This window comes from Streptomyces sp. NPDC053673 (assembly GCF_055585225.1).
The window spans coordinates 64,607-76,682 of record NZ_JBVJKN010000025.1; the positions used below are offsets into that span (position 1 = coordinate 64,607).

Annotated in this window: 7 protein-coding genes; 6 read left to right on the forward strand and 1 reads right to left on the reverse strand. The window is 69.8% G+C overall.

What is annotated here, in order from left to right:
- The first annotated feature begins 8 nt into the window (after positions 1–8).
- The 5 genes from ACZ6ZQ_RS28605 (at position 9) to ACZ6ZQ_RS28625 (ending at position 7,189) form a co-directional block, all read left to right on the forward strand.
- On the forward strand, positions 9–719 hold the full coding sequence (locus ACZ6ZQ_RS28605; protein ID WP_469771389.1) for a GntR family transcriptional regulator: 711 nt from the start codon (positions 9–11) through the stop codon (positions 717–719).
- Between the two features lie 213 nt (positions 720–932).
- Positions 933–1,787 carry an alpha/beta fold hydrolase gene (locus tag ACZ6ZQ_RS28610; protein WP_469771390.1) on the forward strand — a complete coding sequence of 285 codons (855 nt, stop codon included), beginning with the start codon at positions 933–935 and terminating at the stop codon, positions 1,785–1,787.
- 128 nt (positions 1,788–1,915) lie between these two features.
- Positions 1,916–3,550 (forward strand): MFS transporter, encoded by a 1,635-nt coding sequence (locus ACZ6ZQ_RS28615; RefSeq protein WP_469771391.1) that lies wholly within the window; start codon positions 1,916–1,918, stop codon positions 3,548–3,550.
- A gap of 81 nt (positions 3,551–3,631) precedes the next feature.
- Positions 3,632–4,615, forward strand: a complete 984-nt coding sequence (locus ACZ6ZQ_RS28620) for an SAM-dependent methyltransferase (RefSeq protein WP_469771392.1) — start codon at positions 3,632–3,634, stop codon at positions 4,613–4,615.
- A 147-nt stretch (positions 4,616–4,762) separates the two neighbouring features.
- Complete coding sequence (locus tag ACZ6ZQ_RS28625) at positions 4,763–7,189, forward strand: SpoIIE family protein phosphatase (protein ID WP_469771393.1); 2,427 nt, start codon at positions 4,763–4,765, stop codon at positions 7,187–7,189.
- A 135-nt stretch (positions 7,190–7,324) separates the two neighbouring features.
- On the opposite strand, the gene ACZ6ZQ_RS28630 is transcribed toward ACZ6ZQ_RS28625, so the two are convergent.
- Positions 7,325–8,854 (reverse strand): helix-turn-helix domain-containing protein, encoded by a 1,530-nt coding sequence (locus tag ACZ6ZQ_RS28630; RefSeq protein WP_469771394.1) that lies wholly within the window; start codon positions 8,852–8,854, stop codon positions 7,325–7,327.
- A gap of 418 nt (positions 8,855–9,272) precedes the next feature.
- Here ACZ6ZQ_RS28630 and acnA point away from each other — a divergent pair, with 418 nt between their 5' ends.
- Positions 9,273–11,987 (forward strand): aconitate hydratase AcnA, encoded by a 2,715-nt coding sequence (gene acnA / locus ACZ6ZQ_RS28635; RefSeq protein ID WP_469771395.1) that lies wholly within the window; start codon positions 9,273–9,275, stop codon positions 11,985–11,987.
- The last annotated feature ends 89 nt before the right edge of the window (positions 11,988–12,076 follow it).

Consider the following 12,076-nt stretch of genomic DNA (forward strand, 5'->3'; position numbering starts at 1 on the left):
GAAGTGCCATGGGTGACCTGAAGCAGATCAATCTGATCACGGCCCAGGAGCGGCTGCGCGACCAGGTCGCCCACGCGCTGCGCGCTGCCCTGGTCGCCGGCGAACTGCGCCCCGGCAACGTCTACTCCGCGCCCGGCCTCGCGGCCGACTTCGGGATCTCGGCCACTCCGGTGCGCGAGGCGATGCTCGACCTCGCCCGCGAAGGTCTGGTCGAGCCGGTCCGTAACAAGGGCTTCCGGGTCACCGAGGTCAGCGAGCGGGACCTCGACCAGTACACCGAACTCCGCGCGCTGATCGAGGTGCCGACCATCGGCCGGGTCACACAGATCGCGACGGCGGAGCAGCTGGAGGAGCTCCGGCCCGTCGCCGAGGAGATCGTGGCGCACGCCAGGGACCACAATCTGATCGGCTATCTGGACGCCGACCGCCGTTTCCACCTCGGCCTGCTCGGGCTGGCCGGCAACGACCGGCTGGTCGAGACGGTCGGCGACCTGCGCAAGCGCTCCCGGCTCTACGGCCTCACCAAGCTCGACGAGCGGGGCCAGCTGATCACGTCCGCGGAGGAGCACCACGAGCTGCTCGATCTGATGGTGGCCGGCGACGAGTCGGGCGCCGAGGCGTGCATGGCCCGCCATCTCGGCCATGTCCGCTCTCTGTGGGCGCAGGCCAGGGACGAGCCGGTGGAGCCGCGGCCGAAGCGCACACTCGGCAGCCGCTGAGGGCGCCACCGCGCCACCGCGCCACCGCGCCACCGCGCCGACGGTCGACCGGCCCTGCCCATGCACAGAGTTGCCGTGCGGCCGTGCGGCCGAGCAGTCCGTCGGCCGTTGCCGCCGCGCAGCATCCCGCGCCCTGCCGCCCTGCCGCCCCTGCCAAATCTACGTCCCGGCGGACCCCCGTCCCATAACATCGTTATGACACGAGGAGGCTCCATGCCCGAGATCGAACTCTCCGCCGGGACCATCGCGTACGAGGACACCGGCGGCCCTGGTCCTGTCGTCGTCCTCCTTCACGGACTGGTCCACGACGCGAGCGTGTGGCGCAAGGTCATCGCCGAACTGGCCCCCGGCCACCGCTGCATCGCCCCGACCCTCCCGTACGGCTCGCACCGCATCCCCATGCGTCCGGACGCGCCGCTCGGCCCGGACGCCGTCAACGAGCTCATCGTGGAACTCCTGGAGCGGCTCGACCTCCGCGACGTCACCCTCGTCGAGAACGACTGCGGCCGCGCCCAGACCGTCGCCGCGCGCCACCCGGAGCGGCTCGCCCGCCTCGTCCTCGTCTCCTGCGAGGCCTTCGACAACTACCCGCCGGGTGTGCCCGGAAAGATGATCCTGCTGGCCTGCCGCATCCCCGGCGCCGTCGCGGTCCTGGCCCGCACCCTCGCGCTCAAGCCCCTGCGCCGGCTGCCCGTCGGTGTCGGTGCGCTCACCAAGTACCCCGTGCCGGACGAGATCGTCGACGCCTGGCTGCATCCGCTCCTCACCGACAAGGCGATCCGCGACGACTTCCGCCGCTACGGCCTCGCCGTACGGAAGACCGAACTCCTCGAAGCGGCCGAAGGGCTGCGGAAGTTCGACCGCCCGGCCCTGGTGGTGTGGGCGGTCGAGGACCGGATGATGCCCCGCGAACACGGCCGTCGGCTCGCCGAACTCCTGCCGCTGGGACGGCTCGTGGAGATCGAGGACAGCCGCACCCTGATCGCCGAGGATCAGCCGCAGCGGCTCTCCGCCGTGCTGCGCGACTTCATCGCCGAGCCCGGGCCGGAGCCGGACACCACCGCCTGACCGACCGCACGCCACCGTCCGGTCGACTGGTGGCGGCCCCCGTACCCGGCTTACCGTTGAACGGTGGACGAAGCCGTCCACCGACCCTTCGGAGCCGTCCGCCGGACCTCCGGCGGGGGTGCCGCGCCATGACCTCGCCCCAGCCGACTCCCGTACCGCGGACCGCCGCCCCTCTGCCGGGCGGCGGTCACAGGATGGCGCTCCTGGTCATCGCCTCGTGCCAGCTGATGGTGGTCCTCGATGCCACCATCGTGAACATCGCGCTGCCGCACATCCAGAGATCGCTCAACTTCTCGACCACGAGCCTCTCCTGGGTGGTCAGCGCTTACACCCTCACCTTCGGCGGTCTGCTGCTGCTCGGCGGTCGCGCGGGCGACATCCTGGGCCGGCGCCGGGTGTTCGTCTTCGGCGTCCTGCTGTTCGTCGTCGCCTCACTGCTCGGTGGACTGGCCCAGAACTCGGGACAGCTCCTCGCCGCCCGCGCCCTCCAGGGCGCCGGTGGCGCCGTCGCCTCACCGACCGCCCTCGCCCTCATCAGCACGACGTTCAAGGAAGGCCCCGAACGCAACCGGGCGTTCGGCGTCTTCGCGGCCGTGTCCGCGGGCGGCGGCGCGATCGGTCTGCTCGCGGGCGGCGTGCTCGTCGAATGGCTCGACTGGCGCTGGGTGTTCTTCGTCAATGTGCCGATCGGGCTGCTCATCGTCCTCGCCGCCCCGCGCCGGATCAAGGAGTCCGAGCGGCACCCCGGACGCTTCGACCTCACCGGGGCACTGACCTCGACGCTCGGCATGGTCCTGCTGGTCTACGGCTTCATCCGGGCCGCGCAGGACGGCTGGCGCGACGGGCTCACCGTGGCGTCCTTCGCCGCGGCGGCGGTCGTCCTCGCGGTCTTCCTGCTCGTGGAATCCCGCTCCGTACAGCCGATCACGCCCCTGCACATGTTCGCCGACCGCAACCGCGCCGGTACGTACGCGATGATGCTCAGCCTCGCCGCCGCGATGTTCGGCCTGTTCTTCTTCCTGACGCTGTTCGTCCAGAACGTCCTGGACTTCAGCCCGGTGCAGGCCGGCCTCGCGTTCCTGCCCGTCAGCGCGGTCATCGCGACCGGCGCGGGCCTGGCGTCCCGGCTCCTGCCCCGGTACGGACCCAAGCCCTTCATGGTGACCGGAGCACTGCTGGCCACCGGGGGCCTGTCGTGGCTGACCCTGACCGATGTCCACTCCACCTATCCGGGCAGCATCCTGGGGCCGATGCTCATGTTCGGCCTCGGCATGGGGATGCAGTTCGTGTCGCTCACCCTGATGGCCCTCTCCCATGTCCCGATCCGTGAATCGGGAGCGGCGTCCGGCCTGCTCAACGTCCACCAGCAGGTCGGCGGCTCGCTCGGACTGTCCATCCTGGTCACGGTGTTCGGCGCGGCCGGCGCCGACGAGGCGGCGAGACAGGTGCCGGACTTCCTCGCCCGGGCGACCCCCCTGGAACGCCTGCGGTTCCGGCGTACCGGGGAGCTGCCGCCGCCATGGGCCGACGAGGTGCTCACCGCCGGGGTGTCCACCGCGTTCGTCATGGCCGCGGTCTTCACCGCGGTCGCCGCGCTGATCGCCCTCGTCGTCATCCAGGTGCGCCCCTCGGACATCGAACGCCTCAAGGGCGGGGCAGCAGGCCCCGAGCAGGCCCCGAGCAGGCCCCGAGTGGCCCTCGTCCCGCCCGCCCGGAGCCTGCTCACGGGCTGTGACCTCGCTGAACGATTGCACCCGGGCTAGCATGAAATGGTTGTTATGCGCTCATTGCGCTGCCGGCCGACACCCCGGCCGCCCGCTCCGCGCCGAACCGACAGGCAGGTGATGGTGTTGTCCGGATCGAGGAAATCCTCTGCCTACAAAGGCACGTCGTCCCAGGCGATCCGTCACCAGTACGACTTCCTGGGCGACTTCTACCGGCTGACCCTGGGCCCCGAACTCGTTTACTCCTACGGAATGTGGGAGCCCGGTGACACGCTCGAATCCGCTCAGCTGCGCAAACTCGACCACCACGCCGAGGCGGCGCGGGCCGTGGGCGCGGGGCGCGTCCTCGACGTCGGCTGTGGCTGGGGCAGTCTCATGCAGCGACTGGTCGAGACGCACCACGTTCAGCACGTGGTGGGGATCACCATGAGTCCGGGCCAAGCCGCCTGGGTACGCGACCAGGGCTGGCCGCACTGCGAAATCCGGGCCGAGAACTGGTTCGACCATGAGCCGGACGCGCCCTACGACGCCATCATCGCCATCGAGGCCATCGAGCATTTCGCGGGCAACACCATGTGGCGGGCGAAGCGTGTGGCCCGCTACCGCGAGTTCTTCGAGCGCAGCCATTCCTGGCTGGTACCCGGTGGGCGGATGTCCTTGCAGGCCAATGCATGGAACGACCGCGGATGGCTCGCGTCCCTGCTCCTGCCGGCCCGGCGGCTGGACCCGCAGAGCAGCACGGACGGCAACGGCAAGGGCAGACGCCTCGGCCTCAAGGAAGACATCTACGACGGCGCGAAGAACATCCGAGAGGGTCTGCACGCATCGCGCAAGGTGTTTCCCGAGTGCTTCCTTCCGAACCGCGCCGAGCTGACCGAGGCGAGCCGCGGACTGTTCAGGGTTCTTGCGGTGCGCAGCGATCCGGAAGACGGCGTACTGACCGTGCAGAGCTGGCTGGAGCGGGGTCAGGCCAACCGGGCCCGAGGCGCCGAACTCATCGGCGAGGACGCTGTTTCCGACATCATCAGAGAGCAACGTGCAGCGCTCAAGTTCCTGCGTGAGCGGCGCTCCACCGTTCTCCGGATGGTCCTGGAAAGGGTGTGACCACCCGGTGCCGTGGCGGCACCGGAGCGGAAGAGAGCGATGTCTCAGCCCCTCCGGGTCGGAGGCTCGGCATGGTCACGCGGGCTTGGGCGCACGACCGGTCCGATCGGTTGCGCAGGGTCAGCATCAGGCGGATTCTGGAACCTGATGAAGCAGGCCGATGAGGGCGTCATGACCTACGCAAGGAAGGCGACCGGGGACGCCGACTTCCGTGGCCCGCTGGACGTCACGAAAGCCGCCACGCTCGTCCTCGACGCCCAGGACACGGTCATCGGCTGGAGTCCTGCGGCCCAGGAGCTCCTCGGCTACCGCCCGGACGAGATCGTCGGGCGGCCCGTCGGCACCTTCCTGGTGGCCGCGGCCGAATCCGCGTCGGCCGGACGGACCGTCGGGGAGCCGGTCCCGCCCGTCCCGGAGCGCGACGTGCAGGTCGCCGTCCACCGGGACGGTCACCTTCTGCAACTTGTCACTGCGGTCTGTTCCCTCTCCGGTACCGGGCCGGCGGAGCGGGTCCTCGTGGCGGCCGACCGCGAGCAGCTCAGAGACTGGGAATCCCTGCTGGCCATGCTGCACGGTCTGGCCACCCAGTCACCTCTGGGTCTCGCCATCTACGACACCGATCTCCGTCTCGTATGGTGCAACGCCGCGTCCGAGGAGGAGCTCGGGCGGCCGCTCGCGGAAGTCCGGGGCGGCCTCGCCGACGAGCTGTACCCCGAAGGCAGATTCGTGACACGCGGATACCCGGATACGCTCGACGGGGTCATGCGCCAGGTACTGGAGACCGGAGAGCCGATCCTCGACCTGCACTTCCGCGCGGAGCAGCCCAGCGACCCCGGACGGCAACACCTGTGGTCCTGTTCCTACTACCGGCTGCAGGACGCGGACGGCCGTGTGATCGGCCTGTGCGAGGACGCGTTCGACATCTCCGACCGCTACGAGACGCAGCGGCAGCTCAATCTGCTGGTCGAGGCCGGGCGCCGGGTCGGAACCACACTCGACGTGATCGTCACCGCGGACGAGCTGGCCGAGGTGGCGGTGCCCGGGTTCGCCGACCGTGTCGAGGTCGATCTCGCCCCGGCGGTGCTGGACGGTGAGGTGCCCGGCACCGCAGGCTCGGCGGGCATCGAGCTGGTCCGCGCCTCCTCCCGCTCGGCAGCAGCCGGCGGCGCAGCGGACACCACGGGGGCGCGGGGCCGTCCACCGCGTCCGGTGCAGTACCCGGACGGCTCGCCCCAGCACCGCAGCCTTGCCTCGGGCGGGCTGGTGGTCGAGGACAACACTCTGGTCGCGCCGCTGCGCGCCGGGGGCAGCGCCCTGGGCCTTGTCACCTTCGTACGCGACAGCGGGTCGGACGTCTTCGACAGTGGTGCCGTCGCGGTGGCGGACGAGCTGGTCACCCGTGCCGCGGTGTCCGTCGACAACGCTCGCCGCTTCACACGCGAACGCGCCGCGGCCCTGGCCCTCCAGCGCCAGCTCCTGCCCCAGCATCTGGCGTCGAACTCGGCGGTCGAAGTGGCCCACCGCTATCTGCCCACGGACGATCTGAGCGGCGTCGGCGGCGACTGGTTCGACGTCATCCCGCTGTCCGGGACGCGCGTCGGGCTCGTCGTCGGGGACGTGGTGGGCCATGGGCTCCACGCGGCGGCCACCATGGGACGGCTGCGGACGACGGTACGCGCGCTCGCACCCATGGACATGCCTCCCGACGAACTCCTCAAACGGCTCGACGATCTCGTGGGGCAGTCGGCGGAGCACAGCGCCGACGCCCTCTGCGAGTGTCCCGGCGACGACACTGTCGTCCTCGGTGCCACCTGCCTCTACGCGGTCTACGACCCCGTGTCGCGGAGCTGCACGGTGGCCCGCGCGGGCCATCTGCCGCCCGCGGTCGTGGCACTCGACGGACGCGTCAGTTTCCCGGATCTGCCGGCCGGGCCACCTCTGGGGCTGGGCGGGCTGCCCTTCGAGTCCCTCGAGGTCGAACTGCCGGTGGGCAGTCTGGTGGCCCTCTTCACGGACGGTCTGGTCGAGGCGCGTGACCGGGACATCGACAAAGGGCTGGAAACCCTGAGGAGGGTCCTCGGCGAGGGCGCGGATTCCCTGGAGGAACTCTGTGACCGTGTCATCCGCGAACTGCTTCCGGGCGGCACGACCACCGATGACACGGCCCTCCTGCTGGTCCGCACCCGCGAGCTCGACAGCGACAGGGTCGCCGCCTGGGACCTGCCGGCGGAACCGGTCGCCGCCGGCCGCGCGCGGGAGCTGGTCGCCGGCCGGCTGAGCGAGTGGGGCCTGGACGAGCTGGTGTTCTCCACCGAGCTGATCGCCAGCGAGCTGGTCACCAATGCGGTCAGGTACGCCGAGGGGCCGCTGCACCTGAGGCTCATCCACGACCGCACACTGGTGTGCGAAGTCGCGGACGCCGGGCACACCGCGCCGCACCCGCGCCACAGCGGGGACGACGACGAAGGCGGGCGCGGACTGTTCATCGTCGCCCAGCTCGTCCTGCGCTGGGGGACGCGTTACACCAGCGGCGGCAAGACCGTCTGGACGGAACAGGCACTGCCCTCGGACTGACGGCGTCGCCGCACCCCCGCCGTGCCCGGCTGGTCGGTGGTGGGCCGAATGCCGGGCGTCCTCGGGTGGGCGTTTCGCACGACGAGAGGTCCGCTGCTTCGCCGGCGCTGCGACGGAACACGGGCCGGCGTTCCGTCAGATGTCGCGGAAGATCTCGATCTGCGCCCCCACCGAGTTCAGCCGCTCCGCCAGATCCTCGTAGCCGCGGTTGATGACGTACACGTTGCGCAGCACCGACGTACCCTCGGCCGCCATCATCGCCAGCAGGACGACCACGGCGGGGCGCAGTGCCGGCGGGCACATCATCTCGGCGGCGCGCCAGCGGGTCGGGCCCTCGACGAGGACGCGGTGCGGGTCGAGCAACTGGAGGCGGCCGCCGAGGCGGTTGAGGTCGGTGAGGTAGATCGCGCGGTTGTCGTAGACCCAGTCGTGGATGAGAGTCTGGCCCTGGGCGACGGCGGCGATCGCCGCGAAGAACGGCACGTTGTCGATGTTGAGGCCCGGGAAGGGCATGGGGTGGATCTTGTCGATCGGCGCCTCCAGCTTGGAGGGGCGCACGGTCAGATCCACCAGCCTCGTGCGGCCGTTATCCGCGGTGTACTCCGCCGAGCGGTCGTGGTCGAGGCCCATCTCCTCCAGGACGGCGAGCTCGATCTCCAGGAACTCGATCGGCACCCGGCGGATGGTCAGCTCGGACTCGGTGACCACGGCGGCGGCGAGCAGGCTCATCGCCTCGACCGGGTCCTCGGAGGGCGAGTAGTCGACGTCCACGTCGATGGTGGCCACGCCGTGCACGGTCAGTGTGGTCGTGCCGATGCCCCCCACGCGTACGCCCAGCGTCTCCAGGAAGAAGCACAGGTCCTGGACCATGTAGTTGGAGGAGGCGTTGCGGATGACGGTGACGCCGTCGTGGCGGGCGGCCGCGAGCAGCGCGTTCTCGGTCACGGTGTCGCCGCGCTCGGTCAGCACGATGGGGCGGTCCGGAGTGGTCGACCGCTCGACGACGGCGTGGTACAGCCCCTCGGTCGCGGTGATGTCGAGACCGAAGCGGCGCAGCGCGATCATGTGCGGCTCGATGGTGCGGGTACCGAGGTCGCAGCCGCCGGCGTACGGCAGGCGGAACTGGTCCATCCGGTGCAGCAGCGGACCGAGGAACATGATGATCGACCGGGTCCTGCGTGCGGCCTCCGCGTCGATCGCATCCATGTCGAGGCGGGCCGGCGGGACGATCTCGAGGTCGGTGCCGTCGTTGATCCAGCGGGTCCGTACGCCGATGGAGTTGAGGACCTCCAGCAGCCGGTACACCTCTTCGATCCGCGCGACACGGCGCAGTACGGTGCGGCCCTTGTTGAGCAGTGCGCCGCACAGCAGGGCGACGCAGGCGTTCTTGCTGGTCTTGACGTCGATGGCCCCGGAGAGCCGGCGCCGGCCGACGACCCGCAGATGCATGGGCCCGGCGTAGCCGAGCGACACGATCTCGCTGTCGAGCGCCTCACCGATCCGGGCAATCATCTCAAGGCTGATGTTCTGATTGCCGCGCTCGATGCGATTGACGGCGCTCTGGCTGGTGCCGAGTGCCTCGGCGAGCTGCGTCTGTGTCCAGCCCCGGTGCTGTCGGGCGTCACGGATGAGCTTGCCGATGCGTACGAGGTAGTCGTCTGCCATAGGGGCAGGCTATCTCAGATATGAGATGAGACGTCCAATGGGATGGACCATCCGGGTGACACCCTGTTTTGATGGTCCATCATCGGACCAACTCGGACAAAAGGTGTGGTTCATTCGGGTGACTCCCGAGGCTGCGCCGCGCTGTCGCGGGTCCCGGTCGCGCCGCCATGGAAAGGGTGCTTACGGCCGGATTGCGGCATCGCGCGGGCTGTCGCCGGGGCGTCCGGGCATGACCGTTCAGCGGTCATGTACTAGAGTTATCTCGACATCGAGATATCTGCACGGAGGCGTACCGCACCGCCGTCCGCCGGGGCTGCTTGCTAAGGGTGGCCTAAGTAAGCCTTACCTTAGCGGATCGCTGGGAAGACGCAGGCGGCAGGATGCGGTCAGTACGCGCACATTGATGAAGGAGACTGTCGTGTCGGCGAACAGCTTCGACGCCCGCAGCACGCTGCGCGTGGGCGACGAGTCGTACGAGATCTTCAGGCTGGACAAGGTCGAGGGGTCCGCCCGCCTCCCCTACAGCCTCAAGGTCCTGCTGGAGAACCTGCTCCGCACCGAGGACGGCGCGAACATCACCGCCGACCACATCCGGGCGCTGGGCGGCTGGGACTCGCAGGCGCAGCCGAGCCAGGAGATCCAGTTCACGCCGGCCCGCGTGATCATGCAGGATTTCACCGGCGTGCCCTGTGTCGTGGACCTCGCCACCATGCGTGAGGCCGTCAAGGAGCTCGGCGGCGACCCGGCGAAGATCAACCCGCTCGCCCCCGCCGAGCTGGTCATCGACCACTCCGTCATCGCCGACAAGTTCGGCACCCCCGACTCCTTCGCGCAGAACGTGGAGCTGGAGTACGGCCGCAACAAGGAGCGCTACCAGTTCCTGCGCTGGGGCCAGACCGCCTTCGACGAGTTCAAGGTCGTCCCGCCCGGCACCGGCATCGTCCACCAGGTCAACATCGAGCACCTCGCCCGCACCGTCATGGTCCGTAACGGTCAGGCGTACCCCGACACCCTCGTCGGCACCGACTCGCACACCACCATGGTCAACGGCCTCGGCGTGCTGGGCTGGGGCGTCGGCGGTATCGAGGCCGAGGCCGCCATGCTCGGCCAGCCGGTCTCGATGCTCATCCCGCGCGTCGTCGGCTTCAAGCTGACCGGCGAGCTGCAGCCCGGCACCACCGCCACCGACCTGGTGCTGACCATCACCGAGATGCTGCGCAAGCACGGTGTCGTCGGCAAGTTCGTCGAGTTCTACGGTGAGGGCGTCGCCGCCACCTCCCTCGCCAACCGCGCCACCATCGGCAACATGTCGCCGGAGTTCGGCTCCACCGCCGCGATCTTCCCGATCGACGACGAGACCCTGAAGTACCTGCGCCTGACGGGCCGCGACGAGCAGCAGGTCGCGCTGGTCGAGGCGTACGCCAAGGAGCAGGGCCTCTGGCTGGACCCGTCCGCCGAGCCCGACTTCTCCGAGAAGCTGGAGCTCGACCTCGCCACGGTCGTCCCCTCCATCGCCGGCCCGAAGCGCCCGCAGGACCGTATCGTCCTCGCAGGCGCCGCCCAGCAGTTCGCGCAGGACGTGCGCAACTACGTCGAGGACGACGACGAGGCGGGCAAGGAGTCCTTCCCGGCCTCCGACGCCCCGGCCGAGCACAACGGCGTCCCGACCCGCCCGACCCTGGTCACGGCCCCCGACGGCACCACGTACGAGATCGACCACGGCGCCGTCACCGTCGCCGCGATCACCTCCTGCACCAACACCTCGAACCCGTACGTCATGGTCGCCGCCGCGCTCGTCGCGAAGAAGGCCGTGGAGAAGGGCCTGACCCGCAAGCCGTGGGTCAAGACCACGCTCGCCCCGGGCTCGAAGGTCGTCACCGACTACTTCGACAAGGCGGGCCTGACCCCGTATCTCGACAAGGTCGGCTTCAACCTCGTCGGCTACGGCTGCACCACCTGCATCGGCAACTCCGGCCCGCTGCCGGAGGAGGTCTCCAAGGCCGTCAACGAGCACGACCTGGCGGTCACCTCGGTCCTCTCCGGCAACCGGAACTTCGAGGGCCGTATCAACCCCGACGTCAAGATGAACTACCTGGCCTCCCCGCCGCTGGTCGTCGCCTACGCCATCGCGGGCTCCATGAAGGTCGACATCACCCGCGACGCGCTCGGCACCGACACCGAGGGCAACCCGGTCTACCTGACCGACATCTGGCCGACCGAGGCCGAGGTCAACGACGTCGTCGCCAACGCCATCGGCGAGGACATGTTCAACAAGTCCTACCAGGACGTCTTCGCGGGCGACGCCCAGTGGCAGGCCCTGCCGATCCCGACCGGCAACACCTTCGAGTGGGACCCGCAGTCCACCTACGTCCGCAAGCCCCCGTACTTCGAGGGCATGACGATGGAGACCACCCCGGTCACCGACATCGCCGGTGCCCGCGTCCTCGCCAAGCTCGGCGACTCGGTCACCACCGACCACATCTCCCCGGCCGGCGCCATCAAGGCCGACACCCCGGCCGGCCAGTACCTCACGGAGCACGGCGTCGAGCGCCGCGACTTCAACAGCTACGGCTCGCGCCGCGGCAACCACGAGGTCATGATCCGCGGTACGTTCGCCAACATCCGCCTGCGCAACCAGATCGCCCCGGGCACCGAGGGCGGCTACACCCGCGACTTCACCCAGGCGGACGGCCCGGTGTCGTTCATCTACGACGCCTCGCGCAACTACATCGAGCAGGGCATCCCGCTGGTCGTCCTGGCCGGCAAGGAGTACGGCTCCGGCTCGTCCCGCGACTGGGCCGCCAAGGGCACCGCGCTGCTCGGCGTCAAGGCCGTCATCGCCGAGTCGTACGAGCGCATCCACCGCTCGAACCTCATCGGCATGGGTGTCCTCCCGCTGCAGTTCCCGGAGGGCGCCTCGGCCCAGTCCCTCGGTCTGACGGGTGAGGAGACCTTCTCCATCACCGGCGTCACCGAGCTGAACGACGGCACCACCCCGCGCACGGTCAAGGTCACCACCGACACGGGCGTCGAGTTCGACGCGGTCGTCCGTATCGACACCCCCGGCGAGGCCGACTACTACCGCAACGGCGGCATCATGCAGTACGTGCTGCGCAGCCTGATCCGCAAGTAAGCGGTCCGGCCAGGTACGAAGGGCCGCACTCCCGTCGCCCGGGGGTGCGGCCCTTCGCCGTGTCCAGCGCCTTACGCAAGCGCGAGGTC

What these genes read in the sequence shown, in the direction of transcription:
- ACZ6ZQ_RS28605 (WP_469771389.1), top strand. Translation starts at nt 9, where the DNA reads ATGGGTGACCTGAAGCAGATCAATCTGATCACGGCCCAGGAGCGGCTG.
- ACZ6ZQ_RS28610 (WP_469771390.1), top strand. Translation starts at nt 933, where the DNA reads ATGCCCGAGATCGAACTCTCCGCCGGGACCATCGCGTACGAGGACACC.
- ACZ6ZQ_RS28615 (WP_469771391.1), top strand. Translation starts at nt 1,916, where the DNA reads ATGACCTCGCCCCAGCCGACTCCCGTACCGCGGACCGCCGCCCCTCTG.
- ACZ6ZQ_RS28620 (WP_469771392.1), top strand. Translation starts at nt 3,632, where the DNA reads ATGGTGTTGTCCGGATCGAGGAAATCCTCTGCCTACAAAGGCACGTCG.
- ACZ6ZQ_RS28625 (WP_469771393.1), top strand. Translation starts at nt 4,763, where the DNA reads ATGAAGCAGGCCGATGAGGGCGTCATGACCTACGCAAGGAAGGCGACC.
- ACZ6ZQ_RS28630 (WP_469771394.1), bottom strand. Translation starts at nt 8,854, where the DNA reads ATGGCAGACGACTACCTCGTACGCATCGGCAAGCTCATCCGTGACGCC.